The sequence below is a fragment of the Knoellia sp. AC549 genome, from assembly GCF_979258975.1.
In genome coordinates, this window is sequence record NZ_OZ409890.1 from 661,348 (window position 1) to 679,829 (window position 18,482).

Annotated in this window: 15 protein-coding genes; 6 read left to right on the top strand and 9 right to left on the bottom strand. The window is 69.4% G+C overall.

All coding sequences use genetic code 11. The features are described 5' to 3' along the window. The first annotated feature begins 49 nt into the window (after nt 1–49). The 4 genes from dapD (at nt 50) to ACZZ98_RS03160 (ending at nt 5,152) form a co-directional block, all read left to right on the top strand. Nucleotides 50–973, top strand: a complete 924-nt coding sequence (gene dapD / locus ACZZ98_RS03145; RefSeq protein WP_463514905.1) for a 2,3,4,5-tetrahydropyridine-2,6-dicarboxylate N-succinyltransferase — start codon at nt 50–52, stop codon at nt 971–973. Between the two features lie 20 nt (nt 974–993). Next, nucleotides 994–1,854 carry a hypothetical protein gene (locus ACZZ98_RS03150; RefSeq protein ID WP_463514906.1) on the top strand — a complete coding sequence of 287 codons (861 nt, stop codon included), beginning with the start codon at nt 994–996 and terminating at the stop codon, nt 1,852–1,854. Between the two features lie 265 nt (nt 1,855–2,119). Then, the gene (locus ACZZ98_RS03155) at nt 2,120–2,701 is read left to right on the top strand and encodes a TetR/AcrR family transcriptional regulator (protein WP_463514907.1); all 582 of its coding nucleotides are present in this window, start codon (nt 2,120–2,122) and stop codon (nt 2,699–2,701) included. An 84-nt stretch (nt 2,702–2,785) separates the two neighbouring features. Next, nucleotides 2,786–5,152 (top strand): MMPL family transporter, encoded by a 2,367-nt coding sequence (locus ACZZ98_RS03160; protein ID WP_463514908.1) that lies wholly within the window; start codon nt 2,786–2,788, stop codon nt 5,150–5,152. Nucleotides 5,153–5,295: 143 nt separating this feature from the next. Here the strand turns inward: ACZZ98_RS03160 and ACZZ98_RS03165 are convergent, their stop codons facing one another. From ACZZ98_RS03165 to fdxA, 3 genes are all read right to left on the bottom strand, one after another. After that, nucleotides 5,296–6,594 carry a citrate synthase gene (locus ACZZ98_RS03165; RefSeq protein WP_463514909.1) on the bottom strand — a complete coding sequence of 433 codons (1,299 nt, stop codon included), beginning with the start codon at nt 6,592–6,594 and terminating at the stop codon, nt 5,296–5,298. A 113-nt stretch (nt 6,595–6,707) separates the two neighbouring features. Next, nucleotides 6,708–7,844 (bottom strand): succinyldiaminopimelate transaminase, encoded by a 1,137-nt coding sequence (gene dapC, locus ACZZ98_RS03170; RefSeq protein WP_463514910.1) that lies wholly within the window; start codon nt 7,842–7,844, stop codon nt 6,708–6,710. Between the two features lie 11 nt (nt 7,845–7,855). Continuing rightward, nucleotides 7,856–8,182, bottom strand: a complete 327-nt coding sequence (fdxA, locus tag ACZZ98_RS03175; RefSeq protein ID WP_353952951.1) for a ferredoxin — start codon at nt 8,180–8,182, stop codon at nt 7,856–7,858. A 20-nt stretch (nt 8,183–8,202) separates the two neighbouring features. Here fdxA and ACZZ98_RS03180 point away from each other — a divergent pair, with 20 nt between their 5' ends. Next, entirely contained in the window at nt 8,203–9,252 is a 1,050-nt protein-coding gene (locus tag ACZZ98_RS03180) for a GNAT family N-acetyltransferase (RefSeq protein ID WP_463514911.1), read from the top strand. An 8-nt stretch (nt 9,253–9,260) separates the two neighbouring features. On the opposite strand, the gene ACZZ98_RS03185 is transcribed toward ACZZ98_RS03180, so the two are convergent. From ACZZ98_RS03185 to ACZZ98_RS03210, 6 genes are read right to left on the bottom strand one after another with little or no spacing between them, the layout of a single operon-like run. Then, on the bottom strand, nt 9,261–10,976 hold the full coding sequence (locus tag ACZZ98_RS03185; protein WP_463514912.1) for a VanW family protein: 1,716 nt from the start codon (nt 10,974–10,976) through the stop codon (nt 9,261–9,263). Between the two features lie 38 nt (nt 10,977–11,014). Next, nucleotides 11,015–11,494, bottom strand: a complete 480-nt coding sequence (locus ACZZ98_RS03190) for a flavin reductase family protein (RefSeq protein WP_463514913.1) — start codon at nt 11,492–11,494, stop codon at nt 11,015–11,017. Between the two features lie 23 nt (nt 11,495–11,517). Continuing rightward, nucleotides 11,518–12,384, bottom strand: coding sequence for an N-acetyl-1-D-myo-inositol-2-amino-2-deoxy-alpha-D-glucopyranoside deacetylase (gene mshB / locus ACZZ98_RS03195; RefSeq protein WP_463514914.1), 867 nt, complete (start codon nt 12,382–12,384; stop codon nt 11,518–11,520). After that, on the bottom strand, nt 12,381–14,186 hold the full coding sequence (locus ACZZ98_RS03200) for an ABC transporter substrate-binding protein (RefSeq protein ID WP_463514915.1): 1,806 nt from the start codon (nt 14,184–14,186) through the stop codon (nt 12,381–12,383). Before ACZZ98_RS03200 ends, mshB begins: the two co-directional genes overlap by 4 nt. 40 nt (nt 14,187–14,226) lie before the next feature. Then, nucleotides 14,227–16,128, bottom strand: coding sequence for a translational GTPase TypA (gene typA, locus ACZZ98_RS03205; RefSeq protein ID WP_463514916.1), 1,902 nt, complete (start codon nt 16,126–16,128; stop codon nt 14,227–14,229). Between the two features lie 25 nt (nt 16,129–16,153). Beyond that, nucleotides 16,154–16,609, bottom strand: coding sequence for a (deoxy)nucleoside triphosphate pyrophosphohydrolase (locus ACZZ98_RS03210; RefSeq protein ID WP_463514917.1), 456 nt, complete (start codon nt 16,607–16,609; stop codon nt 16,154–16,156). Between the two features lie 196 nt (nt 16,610–16,805). Between ACZZ98_RS03210 and ACZZ98_RS03215 the strand changes: the two genes are divergently transcribed. Next, complete coding sequence (locus ACZZ98_RS03215) at nt 16,806–18,404, top strand: ABC transporter substrate-binding protein (protein WP_463514918.1); 1,599 nt, start codon at nt 16,806–16,808, stop codon at nt 18,402–18,404. Nucleotides 18,405–18,482: the final 78 nt, after the last annotated feature.

Consider the following 18,482-nt stretch of genomic DNA (forward strand, 5'->3'; position numbering starts at 1 on the left):
GGGGAAGGGCGTGACCTCCGCCGAGGAGCGGCGCCCTAGGCTTGGCGGCATGACTGCGCGCACGGCACACGGCTTCGGCCTCCTCACTCTCCACGGCGACACCGTCCTCGACGTGTGGTTCCCGGCACCCGCCCTGGGAGACGCAGGCGATGCGCAGGAGCCGAGCGGCCTGGCCGACCTGGCCGTGTCCGACGACGCGCGCGGTGTGACCCGCGAGGTGCGACTGGTGGAGATCGACCTCGATGGCGCACCGACGGACACCGCCGATGCATGGCTGCGTCTGCACCTGCTCTCGCACCGACTCGTGTCGCCCAACTCGACCAACCTCGACGGCCTCTTCGGGGCGCTGACCAACGTCGTGTGGACCAGCCAGGGGCCGTGCGCCGTCGACGGGTTCGAGCTCACCCGGCTCGCTCTGCTGGCCAGGGGCCCGGTGCAGGTCTTCGGCATCGACAAGTTCCCGCGCATGACCGACTACGTCGTGCCCTCGGGCGTCCGCATCGCCGACGCCGACCGGGTGCGGCTGGGGGCACACCTCGCCAGCGGCACGACCGTCATGCACGAGGGATTCGTCAACTTCAACGCCGGCACCCTCGGCACGTCCATGGTGGAGGGCCGCATCTCCCAGGGCGTCGTCGTCGGTGACGGCTCCGACATCGGCGGCGGGGCATCGACGATGGGCACCCTCTCGGGTGGCGGCACCGAACGCGTGTCGATCGGCGAGCGCTGCCTGCTCGGCGCCGAGTCGGGTCTGGGCATCGCCCTCGGCGACGACTGCGTCATCGAGGCCGGGCTCTATGTCACGGCCGGCACCAAGGTGACGCTTCCCGACGCCACCGTCACCAGGGCGAGCGAGCTCTCCGGCCAGTCGAACCTGCTCTTCCTGCGCAACTCCGTGACGGGCACGGTCGAGGCGCGTCCGCGCGACGGCCACGGCATCGTCCTCAACTCCGTCCTCCACGCCAACGACTGATGCGCTCGACCCGCGGCCGCATGACCCTTGCCGAGGACCAGCCCGCTCGCGCCCCCCGTTGGGTCGCCCGCGCCCTCGTCCTCAGCCTCGTGGCGCTCGTCGGTCTGGGAGCGTGGTTCGGCGGGCGCAACCTGTTCCAGAGCGTCCTGGGTCCGCGGTGCCAGGCGACGGCAGCGGGGAACTCGGTCGACTTCGACCCGGACCAGATGAGCAACGCCGCCACGATCACCGCGATCGCCCTGCGTCGGGGGCTTCCCGCACGGGCCGCGACCATCGCCCTGGCGACGGCGATCCAGGAGTCCAAGCTGCGCAACATCCGCTACGGCGACCGCGACTCCGTCGGCCTGTTCCAGCAGCGTCCGTCGCAGGGGTGGGGCACCGTCGAGGAGATCCTCGACCCCGAGTACACGACGAACAAGTTCTACGACGCCCTCGTCAAGGTCAAGGACTGGGAGACCGGCACCATCACGGTGGTCGCCCAGAAGGTCCAGCGCAGCGCCTATCCCGAGGCCTACGCCGACCACGAGCAGGAGGGCCGCATCCTGGCGTCCTCGCTGGCCGGTCACTCCCCCCGCGGCGTCGCCTGCCGGCTCGACGACCCCGAGGGCGAGGCCGACGTCGCCCTCGTCGAACGCCTCCTCGACAACGAGTACGCCCTCAAGGCGACCGCGGGCCAGGGCACCCTGACCGTGAAGGCGCCCAGTGACCAGATGGCGTGGTCCATCGCCTCCTGGTCGGTCGCAAAGGCCGTGGACACCGGCATCACCGGCGTGACCATCGGTGACCGCCGCTGGACGCGCAGCCGGGACTCCGACGCGTGGGAGTGGCAGCCAACGGACTCCCCTGCTCCCGCGCAGCAGGTCATCCTCCACCTCACCTGACGCTGGCTCGCAACAGCCGGCGTATGCCGTTCCGTTGCGTTGTGGAGTCGCGTGCACGTGTCGGTTCGCCGCAGTCCCATCCGCCGTCCGCGCGCTGAGCGCGCTCCCGGCTCCCGCCAGACCCAGCCAGCGGCGAACCGACACGTGCACACTCCCTTTCGCTCCTCACCTCCCAGCCCCGTAAGTCACCTCTGCTCGTTACCGCCATGAAGCACGTCCAGGAACGCGATTTGCACTATGTGGGGTGTCAGTGCAAACTTGCACTATGGCTGGTGAGAGTGCAGTTTCGCGGCGGGAGCAGACGTCTCGCCGGATCTCGAGGTGTGCGCAGGAGCTGGCCATCGAGCACGGCTTCGACGGGTTCACCCTCGACGAGCTTGCTGAGCAGGTCGGGGTCTCTCGGCGGACGTTGTTCAACTACTTCCCCGGCAAGGAAGCGGCCGTCCTCGACAGCCCGGACTGCATCAGCCCGGACGACGTGGCCGTGTTCGTCGCCGGCGGACCGGAGGGGCACCTCCTGCGCGACCTCGGTCATCTGGTGACCAACATCTACACGCGCGAGGAGCCGACGCGGGAGGACTGGCACCGCATCCACGCCCTCTTCGAGCGCAACCCGCGACTCATCACCGTCGCCAAGGAGCGGTTCGAGGGGATGGTCAGCCAGGTGCGCGAGGCCATCGAGCAGCGTGAAGGACTTCCCTCCGGCCACCCTCGGGCACGGGTGGCGGTCGCGATCATCGTGGGCCTCTTCCACCACTCGATGACCTCGTTCCTCAGCGATGAGGACCGCGACTTCCCCACCGACTTCATGGCTGGTGTCGACGAAGCCACCCGCCTTCTCTCCTGACCGGTCCGCGCACCCACCCAGCTCGGCCGCGCGGCCGTTCGCTTCCTCTTCACCCACACCTCCACCACAAGGAGCAGCTTCGCCATGGCGACATACCTCTATCGACTGGGCCGGACGGCATACCGTCGCTGGCCGTACTTCATCGCGGCCTGGCTCGTCGCACTCGTCGCCATCGGCGGGGTGGCGACGTCGATCTCGAAGCCGATGATCGACAAGTTCTCCATCCCCGGGATCCCGTCGGAGCAGGCGGCGCAGCTCCAGCAGGAGCTCTTCCCGCAGACCGGGGACGCCTTCGACCAGGCCACGGCCACCGTCGTCATCGCCGCACCGGAGGGCCAGAAGCTCGCCGACCCGGCGAACGCGGCGAAGGTGGAAGCGCTGCTCGCCGACCTCAAGGCCCTCCCGCAGATGCCCCCGCAGGACACCCCCGGCGCCGCTCAGCTCGTGAGCCCGGTCGACTCCGCAACCGGTCAGCGCGAGCAGATGCTCAAGGCCGCGACCGAGGCGGGCACGCCCGTCGCGGAGGCCGAGGCCAACGCTGCTGCCCTCTCTCCGTTGAGTGCTGACGGGCGCATCGGCACGATCACCTGGACCTTCGACGTGAAGACCGTCACCGATGTCGCGCCGGAGACCCAGGACGCCGTCCTGGGCGCGCTGGACACCGCGCGTGAGCAAGGACTCACGGCCGAGGTCAACGGTGCCGGGATGCAGAGCTTCGCCCCACCCGGCGGGACGTCCGAGCTCATCGGCATAGCCATCGCCGCCCTCGTCCTCATCCTCACCTTCGGCTCGCTCGTGGCCGCAGGCCTGCCCCTCGTCACCGCGGTCATCGGTGTCGGCATCGGCGCGCTCCTCGTCGTCGGGGGGACCGCGTTCTGGGAGCTCGGCACAATGACGCCGACCCTAGCGACGATGCTCGGCCTGGCCGTCGGCATCGACTACGCGTTGTTCATCCTCAGCCGCTACCGCAGCGAGCTGCGACACACCGACGACCGGGCCGAGGCGGCCGGACGCGCCTTGGGCACCGCCGGCTCGGCCGTGGTCTTCGCGGGACTCACCGTGATCATCGCCCTCTCCGCCCTCGCCCTCGTCAGGATCCCGTTCCTCACGACCATGGGCCTCGCGGCCGCTGCGACGGTCCTCGTGTCGGTGCTCATCGCCCTCACACTCACCCCGGCCATCCTCGGGATGCTCAAGGGCAAGGCGTTCGCCGGTCGCGTCCGCAAGGTGCGGTCCGACGACGGAGAGGTCGTCAACAACAACGGGGTCCGTTGGGCCCGGCTCGTCGGTCGGGCGCCGGCTCTCGTCGCCGTGCTCGCCGTCGTCGTGCTCGGCACGTTGGCCATCCCCATGAAGGACCTGCACCTCGCCCTGCCCTCCGACTCGACCTCTCCGGTCGAGACGACCCAGCGCAAGGCTGCCGACCTCATGACCGACGCGTTCGGCGCCGGGCGTCAGGGTCCGCTCGTCCTCGTCGTCGACGGGCGTCAGATCAGCGACCCTGCCGAGCGCTCCGCCGCCTACGGCGAGGTCGTCGACTGGGCCGCCGGCCAGAGCGACGTGGCCAATGCCCAGATCGTCGGCATGAACGAGGAGAGCACCGGCGCCCAGATCCTCATCACCCCCCGGAGCGGCCCGGACGACGAGGCCACGCTGACGTTGCTCGAGGACCTGCGCGGCACCAGCGCCGACATCGAGGCCCGGACCGGCGCCACGGTCGGTGTCACCGGCCTGACCGCCATCCAGACCGACGTGTCCGAGAAGCTGCAGAGCGCCCTGCTCCCCTACCTCGCCGTCGTCGTCGGGCTCGCGTTCATCCTGCTGATGATCGTCTTCCGCTCCATCCTCGTGCCGCTGACGGCCACCCTCGGGTTCCTCCTCTCGGTGCTCGCGACGCTCGGGACGACGATCCTGGTGTTCCAGGAGGGCGTCGGCGGGTTCTTCGACGGCGCGCCACTCATGAGCTTCATGCCGATCCTCGTCATCGGCATCGTCTTCGGGCTGGCGATGGACTACCAGGTCTTCCTCGTGACCCGGATGCGCGAGGCCTTCGTGCACGGCGAGAGCGCCCGTGACGCCGTCGTCGACGGGTTCCGCCACGGCGCCCGCGTCGTCGCCGCTGCGGCCGCCATCATGATCTCGGTCTTCGCCGCCTTCATGCTCCAGGACGAGCCGCTCATCCAGTCGATCGGCTTCGCCCTCGCGGCTGCGGTCTTCTTCGACGCGGTGATCGTGCGGATGACCCTCATCCCGGCCCTCATGTACCTCATGGGCGACAAGGCGTGGTGGCTGCCGCGCTGGCTCGACCGGATCCTCCCCGACGTCGATGTCGAGGGGCAGAAGCTCGGCCGGCCCGGCCAGACTCCTTCGTCCGAGACGTTCGCCGACTCCCCCGACGCGGACGAGCCCGAGAAGCACGAGCTCGTCGGCGCCGGTCGCCACCGCCCCTGACGCACGACGAAGGTATGCCGTCCACGCTCCTCGCGCGGGCGGCATACCTGTCTGACGATCCGCTGCCGGAGGAAGAGCAAAGGGCCCGGAGGGACATGTCCCTCCGGGCCCTTCAGGTCCCCCTCACGGGGTGCGCAAGCTGGTCAGCGGCTGGTGATGGCGCGGTACTCGCGCTCCGTGGCGCCGGTGTAGATCTGGCGCGGGCGGCCGATCTTGGTGTCGGGGTCCTCGATCATCTCGCGCCACTGCGCGATCCAGCCGGGGAGGCGGCCCAGGGCGAACAGCACCGTGAACATCTTGGTCGGGAAGCCCATGGCCTTGTAGATCAGGCCGGTGTAGAAGTCGACGTTCGGGTAGAGCTTGCGCTCGATGAAGTAGTCGTCCTCCAGCGCGCGCTGCTCGAGCTGCAGGGCGATGTCGAGGAGCGGGTCCCGCACGCCGTCCTTGCTGAGGATCGCGTCGGTGGTCTTCTTGATGATCGCCGCGCGCGGGTCGTAGTTCTTGTAGACCCGGTGGCCGAAGCCCATGAGCTTGACGCCGTCCTCCTTGTTCTTGACCTTCTTGACGAAGGTGTCGACGTCACCGCCGCTCTTGACGATGCCGTCGAGCATCTCGAGCACCGCCGAGTTGGCGCCACCGTGCAGCGGTCCGGAGAGGGCGTGGATGCCGGCCGACACGGAGTTGAAGAGGTTGGCGTGGGCCGAGCCGACGAGGCGCACCGTGGAGGTCGAGCAGTTCTGCTCGTGGTCGGCGTGCAGGATGAGCAGCTGGTCGAGGGCCTTCACCATGTCCGGGTCGATGTCGTAGTCGGTCGCCGGGACGCCGAACGTCATCCGGAGGAAGTTCTCGGTGAGCGAGAGCTCGTTGTCCGGGTAGAGGAACGGCTGGCCGATGCTCTTCTTGTAGGCGTAGGCCGCGATCGTCGGAAGCTTGGCGAGGAGCCGGATCGTCGAGATCTCGACCTGCTCCTTGTCGAACGGGTCGAGGCTGTCCTGGTAGAAGGTGCCCAGCGCCGACACCGCCGACGACAGGACCGGCATGGGGTGGGCGTCGCGCGGGAAGCCACCGAAGAACGACTTGAGGTCCTCGTGCAGCATCGTGTGCTGGCGGACCCGGTCGGTGAAGTCGTCGAGCTCGGCCTGGGAGGGCAGCTCGCCGTAGATGAGCAGGTAGGACGTCTCGAGGAAGGTCGACCCCTGCGCGAGCTGCTCGATCGGGTATCCGCGGTAGCGCAGGATGCCCGCGTCGCCGTCGATGTAGGTGATGGCGCTGTTGCACGAAGCCGTGTTGACGAACCCGATGTCGAGGGTGGTGTCGCCGGTCTCCTTGAGCAGGGCCGAGATGTCGTAACCGTTGTTGCCCTCGGTGGCCTTGATGAGGGGGAAGCTGAGTTCCCGGTCGCGGACCTGGAAGGTCGCGGCAGCGGCTGCGTCTGTGCTCATCGTGTCTTCATTCCTCACGTCTCGGGCGAGGTCGCAGTGGGCGTCGCTCGCGCACCATTGACGCTACCCCAGAGGTCCGTGACGACGAAAAGAGCGTCCGCCCACCCGTGGCCTCAGCCGGTCGAGAGGCGTGCGGCCGCGGCCCGGATCCGCTCGTCCGGTGCCGTGAGAGCGATCCGCACGTGCTGTCGTCCGGCAGCGCCGTAGAAGGTCCCCGGAGCCGCGAGTATGCCGCGTGCAGCCAGCCGCTCCAACGTCACCCAGGCGTCCTCCCCGGCCGTGGCCCACAGGTAGAGGCCGGCCTCGCTGTGGGTCGTCTCGAGCCCGAAGGCACGCACGCCGGCCAGCAGGACCTCTCGACGCGCGGCATACACGGCCTTCTGTGCCTCGACATGACCCACGTCCCCGACCGCCGCGGTGATCGCGGCCTGGACCGGCCACGGGACGATCATGCCGGCGTGCTTGCGCACCTCGAGGATCTGCCTGACGAGCCGGGGGTCCCCCGCGACGAACGCCGCGCGATAGCCGGCGAGGTTGGACTGCTTCGAGAGGGAGTAGACGCAGAGCAGGCCCTGATGCGAGCCGCCCGTGACCCGCGGGTCGAGGATGGACGGTGTCGTCGGGGTGGTCGACCTGCCACGGTCGCTGCGCCAGTCGAGCTCGGCGTAGCACTCGTCGCTCGCGACGACGACCCCGTGCTGACGGGCCCAGGCCACGACCTTGGCGAGGTGCTCGACGCCCAGCACCTGTCCGGTCGGGTTGCCCGGAGTGTTGAGCCACAGCAGCCGTGGGGTGGTCGACGACGTCAGCGGGCCGAGAGCGGCGAGGCCGTCCACCACCTGGGGCGTGGCGCCGGCGAGGCGCGCACCGACGTCGTAGGTCGGGTAGGCCGCCGAGGGGAAGCCGACCACGTCGCCGGGGCCGAGCCCGAGCAGTGTCGGCAGCCACGCCACGAGCTCCTTGCTCCCGATCGTCGGCAGCACCCCGTCAGGGTCGACGTCCGGCACTCCGCGCCGGGTCGCGAACCAGCGGGCCACGGCCTCGCGCAGCGCCGGCGTGCCCCAGGTCTGGGGATAGCCGGGTGCGTCCGACGCCGAGCGCAGGGCCTCCTGCACGACCTCGGGTGTCGCGTCGACGGGGGTGCCGACCGACAGGTCGACCAGTCCGAGACCGTCAGGGGTGGCAACAGAACTCGCCCGCTCCTTGACCGGAGCGAGCGAGTCCCATGGGAAGTCGGGCAGGTGCAGCAACGAGGCTCAGATCACTCGTCGTGCGACTGCGGCGGCAGGTCCGCGATCAACGGGTGGTCCTTGTTGATGAGGCCCATCTTGGCGGCGCCGCCCGGGCTGCCGAGGTCGTCGAAGAACTCGACGTTGGCCTTGTAGTAGTCGGCCCACTGCTCCGGGGTGTCGTCCTCGTAGTAGATGGCCTCCACGGGGCAGACCGGCTCGCACGCACCACAGTCGACGCACTCGTCGGGGTGGATGTAGAGCGAGCGCTCGCCCTCGTAGATGCAGTCGACGGGACACTCCTCGATGCAGGCCTTGTCCTTGAGGTCGACACAAGGCTGCGCGATCACGTACGTCATGCGGCCATAGTATGCCGCTCGTGCCTGCCTCCTTCGACGCCGTCCACATCGGTGCCCGTGTCGTCGTGCGCTGGCGGCTCGACCCCTCAGGCCACGCGGCGGCCGGCACCCCGTCGATGACCGACTCCGTCGGCGAGCTAGTGGCCCGCACCGAGCACGACGTCACGGTAGCGACGCGCAAGGGTGATGTCGTCATCGCCCGCGACCGGATCCACGCGGCGAAGGAGATCCCACCCAGACCGAGTCGCCGCGGGGCTCCGCACCTCGCGATCTCGGTCGCCGACCTCCAGCGCGTCATGGGGCCGAGCTGGGGTGCGTTGGAGCGCGAGGCTCTGGGCGAGTGGGAGCTGCGGGCCTCGCGCGGCTTCACCCAACGCGGCAACTCCGTTCTCCCCATGGGCGATCCGGGCCTGCCGCTCGTGGCGGCGGTCGACCGCGTGGAGGCCTGGTATGCCGTGCGCGGACTTCCGGCCCGCATGTCCCTGAGTGGGCCCACCGCGTTCGAACCGGCGGAGGACCCCCTCGGCGCGGAGCTGCTCTCGCGCGGCTGGACCGTCGCCGACCGCACCCTCAGCCTCACCGCCACGACCGACACCGTCGCCGGCGTCGATCCGGCAGGGCCGGACGTCCGGATGAGTGAGGCGCTCGACGACGCGTGGCTGGAGGCCTACGGCCAGAGCAGGGCCGTGGTCCCGGAGGCCGTCGCGGGTGTCCTGGAGGGCAGCCCGCGGCAGCTCTTCGCACGCATCGCCCTCGGTGGGGGTCTCGCGCAGCAGCTCGGCCTCAGCACACCGGGCGTCCGCGACCCCCGGCCCGTGGCGATCGGCCGACTGGGCATCGCCCACGGCTGGGCCGGCCTGGGCGCCGTCTGGACCGACCCGGCGTTTCGTGGCCGAGGACTGGCTGCCCACCTCACGAGCCGGCTGGCCGCTCAGGCCAGGGCGGACGGCATACGGCTCATGCACCTGCAGGTCGAGGCGGACAACGCCACGGCCATCCGCCTCTACGAGCGGCTCGGGTTCCAGCGGCACTCCAGCGACGTCTACCTGACGAGCCGACCCGCCGCCTGAGCCTCACGTCACTTGGCGTCGGGATGCGTGCAGGTGACGTCGTCCTCGGGGTTGTAGTGCGTGTTGAAGGGCTCGGTCTTCACCGTCGCGCCACCCTGCTTGAAGATTCTCGTCACGGTGACGTCGAAACCGGGGACAGGGTTCTGGGTGATGCACTTCGGCGACGGGTCGTTGATCTTCTTCGGCGTGACGATGTTGCGCCGCGGGCTCTTGGACGCGACGACATCCCACTTCTTGGTCCCGTAGAACGCCACGGTCACCTGCCCACCCGTCGAGGAGGCACGGATGTGGATGCCGCCGTCCGTGTTGTTGGTCCAACGGTTGTCGGGGTAGGGATAGGAGATCGTCGCCTCGCGGCCCTCGGGGTAGCGCGAGATGTAGAAGCCGTGCGCCATGTACTGCTCGAACTTCACGCCGGCGAAGAAGGCCGCGTTGAACAGCGTCGTCGAGACCTGCGAGATGCCACCGCCGTAGTTCTCGCTGAGTCGTCCGTCCTGGATGACCCCGCCCTTCTGGTACCCCTTCTCCGGGGTGCGGCGTCCCAGGACCTCGTTGAGGCTGAAGGTGGCTCCGGGTGCGACATAGGTGCCGTTGAGCGTCCTCGCGGCGAGCCGGATGTTGGCGACCCGCCCACCTCCGTTGGCCGGGAAGTAGGTCGTGAAGGTCGAGATCATGCCCTTGGGCAGCGTGGCCCTGGCCTTCTCGGTGGTGAACTTCGGCTGCGAGACCTTCACCGGGACGATCGCGGCCCGCTCCGGTGAGGTCAGTGCTGCCGTCACGGGCGCGACGATCTTGCTCGTCTCCAGCGCGACGCCGGTCCGTGAGGGGATGACGGTCGGCTGGCCGCTGGGGAACGAGACTGTCGCGTCGCGGGCATCGGAGGTGGCGTCGGCCCGGTCCGCCGCCCTGCTGACGGCGGCGATGATGACCTTCTCGTCGAACGCCGGGGTGATCCTCCCCTCGGAGTCCGCCGGGAAGGTGATCGCGGGAGCGAGGGTCGCCGCACTGATCTCGAACGTCTTGTCGCCGGCCTTCACGGCGATGGGGCCGGACATCGCCTTGTCGGCGAACTCGGTCCTCACGCGTTGCAGCTCCTCGGCGGAGACCTTGGGCATGGCCACGGTGACGGGGGCCACGATGGGTGTGCTGCGCGGCCACGACTGGGCGATCGCCTCGACCGTGCGGTCGATCTCGAGCGCCTGGCCCTTGACCGGCTCGGTCATCCTCACCTTGCCGCCGGCCACGGAGATCGAGCCCTCCTTGGCAGGCACCGCGAGCGCCTTGGACGCCTTGGTGACGCTGGCCTTGAGCTTGGCCTCGTCGACGTCGGTCTCGAGGCTTCGGGTCACCCCGCCGGTGAGGTGGCCCACGACGTCGGCCGGGTTGAGGCTGAAGCCGGAGAGGTCGCCGATGGAGGTGTCGATGTCGATGCTCAGACCGGCGTCCGCCGGCGCAAGGGTGGCCGACTTGCCACCGGCCGTGAGCGTGACCGGCGTCGCGCCACGCTCGGCGACGGCGGCGGCGAGCGCCTTGCGTGCCTGCGCCGGCTCGAGGCCCCCGACCTGCACGCCACCCACCTTGGTGTCACTGGGCATCCGACCACTGGTGTATGCCGCGACCCCGACATAGCCGGCCACGAGCAGGACGAAGGCCCCCACGACGGCCGCGATGGCGCCGCCACGGCGCCGGGGCGGCCCCTGCGGCTGGTCGAAAATGTCGGTCATCGGTGGTCCTTGGTCAGTCGGGTGAGGTCAGGCGAGGTTCAGGGCAGCGCGGAGTACTGTCCGCGGAAGTGTACGAGGGCCGCCTGCGGATCGCCCGCCAGGCGGGCCGAGTCGACCGTCGCGACGATGATGCTGTGGTCGCCCGCGGGGTGCACGTCACGCACGCGACACTCGAGCGAGGCCAGCGCCCCGTCGAGCAGAGGCACGCCGGTCGCGCCCCGCGTGTGCGGGGCGCGGTCCAGCTGTCCGGGCAGGGGGCGACCCGGCGTCGCGAACCACGCCGCGAGCCCCCGCTGACCGGCCGCCAGCAGGCTCACACCGAAGACCCGGGACTCCAGGACCGCGTCGTGGAATCGCGCATCGGTCTCGATGCAGACGAGCAGGAGCACGGGGTCGAGAGAGACGCTCGTGACCGAGTTGGCCGTGAGGGCGTGGTCCTGGCCGGACGCCGTCGTGGTCAGCACGGTGACGCCCCTGGCCAGGCGCCCCATGGCATGGCGGTAGGTGTCGACGTCCACGCCTGCCCCCTCCCCCGTCGCCGTCACCGGTCGCCCCCGACGAGCCCGGGTCGACGACCGCCACCACCGGGCACGAGGGCACCGGTCGAGGGATCCAGGAGCGAGTAGCCCTCTCGCCCGGCCAGCCGAGCGGCGATGTTGTTGGAGAGCGCGAACCAGCCGTCACCGACGACGACCTGGGTCGCGTGGAACCGCAGCGCCTGCTCCTGTCGAGGCACGACCTCGGGGTCGACCACGGCATGGGTCACCGCGGCGTCGTCGACCACGGACGGTGCCATCGGATCGGACGGCGACGGAACGGCATACCCCGTCTCACTGGGGACGTGGGCCGCGAGCCACTCACGGTCCTCGACCACCCACGAGCGAGGAGTGAGCGCGACGAAGAGCGCCGGGCCGGCGGGCAGCTCGGCCACGGCGGCACGCACGGCGTCGTGCACGCGGATGTGGTCGGGGTGGCCGTAGCCGCCCTCGGAGTCATAGGTGACGACGACGTCCGGGGCGATCTCGCCGACGGTGGAGCGCATCAGCTCGGCGACCTCGAGGAAGTCGGCGCTCGCGAAGGCACGTGGGTGCTCGAACGCGACCGACCCGACCATGCCGGAGTCCCGGTATGCCGGCCGCCCACCCTCGGCGTGCGCGCCGAGATAGTGGTGGGTCACCCCGAGCACCGAGACGGCACCCGCGAGCTCGCCCCGACGATGCTCGGCCAGCGGGTCGCCGGGGGCGCCCTCGAGATGGGCCAGCGGCGCGGGGATGACCTCTCCCTCCTCGCCCAGCGTGCAGGTCAGGACATGGACGTCGTCTCCGCGGGCCACGTGGTGGAGGATCGCGACACCGGTCGCCAGGGTCTCGTCGTCCGGATGCGCGTGGACGAAGAGGAGCCGGCTCATTGTCGGACCGCGATGTCAGCGAACTCGACGACCCCACCGGTGACCTCGTTGGCCGAGAGGTTGCGGACGTCGCTTCCGGCGATGTAGAGGGAGCGGCGCTCTGCGAGGCCGATGTAGGCGCCGAGGGTCTGGAGCCGGACGTCGAGGGCGGTCCAGGCCTCCTCACGGTCCGCGCGGTCGGCGATGGTGTTGATCCGCACGATCTCGGCATTGACCTTGGGGTCGACGAAGTAGCCGTAGTCCCGCCCCGGTCCGGACGGGGTGATGTTGATCGAGCTGTCGAACAGGGCCGGCAGGATCGTGCTGGCCGAGGCCCAGGCCGGCGCCCAGTTCGACCAGAAGACGTCGTAGGACGCTGCAGCGGCCGGTTGGGTGATGGCGGTGAAGTACTCGTCCTTGATCGGGGTGAGCTTCGGAGCGAACCCCGCCTCGGTCCAGCCCGCGACGAGCGAGGCCATCGCCTTGTCGGCCACGGGGCTCGAGCGGTAGGCCACCCTGATCGGCACCGGCAGGGTGAGGCCGGCCTTGCCCAGGAGCACCTTGGCCTGCCCGGCATCGCCGCGGTCGCCCGCCTTGAGGGGGTCTGCAGCGTGCGCCGCGGGCAGCGCCTCGGGGATGAGGGAGGCGGTCGGCCGACCGGTGGACCCACCACCGAGGGCGGTGACGTAGGCACCCCGGTTGGTCGCGACGGCCAGGGCCTGGCGTGCCTCGACCTTGGCGAAGACCTTGCTCCTGACGTTGGGCACGAGGTAGTCGACGAGCCCCGTGCCGGCCGTCACGGATCGCTCCTTGAGCGCATCGACCGTGAGGATGTGCTGCTGGATGGCGGGAGGTGCGGAGCCGAGCGCGACGGCGGACCTCGAGTTGTCACCGTCCGCCATGATCTGCTGCGCGACGGTCTGGGTCTCGATGCCTTCCTGGTACTCGATGGTGTTCGGGTAGGCCTCGCGCACCTCGTCGGTCGCAGCCCTCCAGTGCGGGTTGCGGACCCACGAGCCACCGGTGGACGCGCGCCACGGCGCGGCCAGCTTGTAGGGACCGTTGGAGAAGACGTTGAAGGTGCCGTCCCCGCCCTTGTCGGTCGACTTCTTCACCGGGGCGAACGCCGCCTGGGTCACCATCTCGTTGAAGTCGCTCACGGGCGCGCTGAGCGTGAACGTGATCGTCGTGCCACGACAGACGACTGCCTTGTCGTATGCCGCGCGGCCGGGGTCGTTCGATGCCGCCTTGACGAACGGGCCGGCATAGATGGGCTGGCCGTCCGGCTTCTTGGGAACGGAGAGGACGGCGAGGGCGTCGGTCGAACCACCGGTGATGACGTCGGTGCTGAACGTGCGCGAGATGCCGTACTTGACGTCCTCGCACGTGACGGCGCTCCCGTCCTCCCAGGCGATGCCCTCGCGCAGGGTGAACGACCAGGCGGTGAGGTTCTTGTTGGGCGTGCCCGTGTCGGTCGCGAGGTCACCCACGAGACGCGACTGGGTCCGCGCGTCCGTGCTGGGCTGGTAGGCGGTCAGGGTCCGGAGGAAGGTGCGCCCGGCGAAGGCTGCGTCGTCACGGGCTCCGATGCGCTGGGGGTCCCAGCTGAGCACCGGCCCCAGCGAGAGCGCCTTGAGGGTGCCGCCGCGCTCGTCGGTGCGCTCGTGGGACGCGGTCACCGCCGGCGTCGTCGGCGGGTCACCGTCGTCGAGGACACTGCATCCCCCGACCGCACCCAGCACCACCACGACGAACAGCCCGACCAGCGCCCGGACGCGAGTCCGCTGCGGCGGTGGCTGGTGGCGTCGGGTGGGGCTGCTCACGTGCTGCACTTCCTGGGAGGGGTCGTGGTGGCGCGTCAGGTCAGGCCTTGCGACCGCGGGAGGCCGTGCGGCCGCGGACGGTCTGGTCGAGCTCGACCTTGCGGATGCGGACGGCCTCGGGCGTCACCTCGACGCACTCGTCCTCGCGGCAGAACTCCAGTGCCTGCTCGAGGGTCAGGCGGCGCGGCGGGACGACCTTCTCGAAGTTGTCGGCGGAGGAGGCGCGCACGTTGGTGAGCTTCTTCTCCTTGGTGATGTTGACGTCCATGTCGTCGGCGCGGGAGTTCTCGCCGACGATCATGCCCTCGTAGACCTCGGTCGCGGGCTCGACGAACAGCGTGCCGCGCTCCTGCAGGTTGACCATCGAGTAGGCGGTCACCGGGCCGGTGCGGTCGGCGACGAGCGAGCCCGACGTGCGCGTCGTGATGGTGCCGAACCACGGCTCGTAGGACTCGAACACGTGGTGCGCGATGCCGGCACCACGGGTGTCGGTGAGGAACTGCGTGCGGAACCCGATGAGGCCGCGCGAGGGCACGAGGAACTCCATGCGGACCCAGCCGGTGCCGTGATTGGTCATCTGCTCCATGCGGCCCTTGCGCGCCGCGAGGAGCTGGGTGATGGCGCCGAGGTACTCGTCCGGGGTGTCGATGGTGAGGCGCTCGACCGGCTCGTGCAGCTTGCCGTCGATCTGCTGGGTGACCACCTGCGGCTTGCCGACGGTGAGCTCGAAGCCCTCTCGCTTCATCTGCTCGACGAGGATCGCCAAGGCCAGCTCGCCACGACCCTGGACCTCCCATGCGTCGGGGCGCTCGGTGGGCAGGACCCGGAGCGAGACGTTGCCGACGAGCTCCTTGTCGAGGCGGTCCTTGACCATGCGGGCGGTGACCTTGGAGCCACGGACCTTGCCGACCATCGGGCTGGTGTTGGTGCCGATCGTCATCGAGATCGCCGGCTCGTCGACCGTGATGATCGGGAGGGCGATGGGGTTCTCGGCGTCGGCGATCGTGTCACCGATCATGATGTCGGGGATGCCGGCGATGGCGATGATGTCGCCGGGGCGAGCAGACTTGCCGTCCTCGAGCGGCTTGCGCTCGAGGGCCTCGGTCATGAGCAGCTCGGTGATCTTGACGCGCTCGATGGTGCCGTCGTGCTTGCACCACGCGACCTGCTGGCCCTTCTTGATCTCGCCGTTGAAGACGCGCAGGAGAGCGAGGCGACCGAGGAAGTTGGACGCGTCGAGGTTGGTGACGTGCGCCTGCAGGGGCGTCTCGGTGTCGTAGGTCGGCGCGGGGATCGTGTCGATGATCGTGGCGAAGAGTGCCGTGAGGTCCTCACCGTCGGGCAGGCCACCGTTGTCGGGACGGGTCATCGACGCGCGGGCGTTCTTGGCGGAGGCGTAGACGATCGGGAACTCGATCTGCTCCTCGGTGGCGTCGAGGTCCATGAAGAGCTCGTAGACCTCGTCGACGACCTCCTGGATGCGGGAGTCCGGGCGGTCCACCTTGTTGATGCAGAGGATGACGGGCATGTGCGCGGCGAGGGCCTTGCGCAGGACGAAGCGCGTCTGCGGCAGGGGGCCCTCGGACGCGTCGACGAGGAGGACGACGCCGTCGACCATGGACAGACCGCGCTCGACCTCGCCACCGAAGTCGGCGTGACCGGGGGTGTCGATGATGTTGATCGTCAGGCCGTCGGCCAGGCCGGCGTCGACCGCGGCCTTGCCCGCGTAGTGCACCGCGGTGTTCTTGGCGAGGATCGTGATCCCCTTCTCGCGCTCGAGGTCACCGGAGTCCATGACGCGTTCGCCGGTGGACTCGACGGTGGCACGGGCCTCGAAGGCACCGGACTCCCAGAGCATCTTGTCGACCAGAGTGGTCTTTCCGTGGTCGACGTGCGCGACGATGGCGACGTTACGGATGTCGTCGCGAGTAGTGATGGGCATGATGCCAAGTCTCTCAGGACTTGCGCTATTGACGAAAACGGCGGGAATCGGCCGCCAGCGCCTCGATCGCACGGACGATCGGGAGGTCCGCCGGAAGCCACTCCACGGCATACAGGTCATCCGTCGTCAGCCAGCGCAGCTGGTCGTGGTCCTCGAGCGGTTCGGGCGCACCGTCGGTGATCCGGGCGAAGAACACAGACATGACGTATGCCGTGCCGAGCGACCAGCGTCCCCGGTCCAGCGGGCCCTCGACGAGGTCGCCCACGACGACCTCGACACCCAGCTCCTCCGCGAGCTCACGGTGGAGGGCATCGACCAGGCTCTCGCCCCGGTCGACCTTGCCACCGGGCAGCTCCCAGCCCCCCGCGAGGTCCGCTGGCTCGGTGCGGCGGGCCGCCAGCAGCAGGCTGGGCCGCCCCAGATCGTCGACCACCGCCCCCGCGACCACCTCGACGGGGTCCTTCGTGTCGTCCGTGCTCACGCGGCAGCTCCTCCTGACCTCTGGGTCTCACTCCGATAAACAATGTGCGAGCGCCGGACCGCGACGGATGAATGTCGCTATGGTCAACCCGACCGGTGCAGAGAGGCACGCCACAGCCGCTTCCCTGCAGACGGTCGCACCATCCTTCGGGGGTCAACCGTGGCTCTCGAGGTTCGCACATCCAAGCGAGGTATCGATGACGTTCAAGCGCAAGGCGACCCCGATCGCCGTGCTGACGGCTGCCGCGCTGGCCATGACGGCCTGCGCCCAGTCCGACCGTGAAGAAGACCCCGGCACCGGCGCGAGCAGTGACGGTGGCACGTCCACCTTCACCTTCGGCGCCGCTGGCGCCCCGGCCGTGTTGGACCCGTTCTATGCCACTGATGGTGAGACCTTCCGGGTCACCCGCCAGATGTTCGAGGGCCTGGTCGGCATCAAGGCAGGCAGCGCCGAGATCGAGCCCGAGCTCGCCGAGAAGTGGGAGCCGGACGCGTCGGGCACCAACTGGACGTTCACCCTGCGTGAAGGTGTGAAGTTCACCGACGGTGAGCCGTTCAACGCCGACGCCGTGTGCAAGAACTTCGAGCGCATGTTTGACCAGAACGACGCCGGCCAGGTCCGCGGCGAGTACTGGGCCAACACCTTCGGTGCGTTCAAGGCCAAGGCAGCCGAGTCGCTCTACAAGGGCTGCGAGGCCAAGGACGAGAAGACCGTGATCCTCTCGGTCACCCGCCCCACCTCCGGCTTCCCGACCTTCCTCTCCCTTGAGTCGCTGTCGATGCAGTCGCCCAAGGCGATGACCGCCGGCAAGGCCAACGAGATCGCGGCACAGGGCGAGGGCTTCACCTTCCCGGCCTACTCCTCTGCTCCGGTCGGCACCGGCCCCTACAAGCTCGACAAGTACGACGAGGCCAACAAGACGGTCACCCTCGTGCGCAACGACGACTACTACGGCGAGAAGGCCAAGAACGCCAAGATCGTCTTCAAGATCATCCCCGACGAGAGCACCCGTCGCCAGGAGCTGCAGGCCAAGAGCATCAACGGCTACGACCTGCCCAACCCGGCCGACTGGAAGGGCCTCGAGGGCGAGGGCAACAAGCTCGAGATCCGCAAGCCGTTCAACGTCTTCTACGTCGGGCTCAACCCGGCCAAGAACCCCAAGCTGCTCGACCTCAAGGTGCGCAAGGCCATCTACCAGGCCATCAACCGCGAGCAGCTCGTCAAGACCCAGCTGCCCGAGGGCGCCACGGTCGCGACGCAGATGATGCCCGACACCGTCAGCGGCTACAACAAGTCGCTCGAGGCCACGAAGTACGATCCCGCGGCGGCCAAGGCGGCCATCACCGCAGCCGGTGGTCTGACGCTCAACTTCGCCTACCCGTCCGAGGTCTCGCGTCCGTACATGCCGAACCCGCAGAAGCTCTACCAGGCCATGGTCACCGACCTCGAGGCGGCCGGCATCACGGTCAAGCAGTCGACCAAGCCCTGGAACGGTGGCTACCTCGACGGTGTCGACGCAGGCGCCTACGACGCGTTCCTCCTCGGCTGGACCGGCGACTACGACTCGGCCGCCAACTTCATCGGGACGTTCTTCGGCAACCTCGCCCAGAACAACTTCGGTCTGGCCAAGCAGAAGCTTCGGTCCGACTCTGGCCGGCGACCTTGCCAAGGCCGACTCGATCGTCGACGAGGCCGAGCGCACCGCGGCCTACGAGAAGCTCAACCAGCAGATCCAGGAGGAGTACCTCCCGGCTCTCGCGATCAGCCACTCCCCGCCGGCACTCGTCGTGGGTGAGGGCGTGGAGGGTGTCGTCGCCTCACCTCTCACGGCAGAGGAGTTCAGCTCGGTGACCGTCGGCGGCAAGTGACCGCT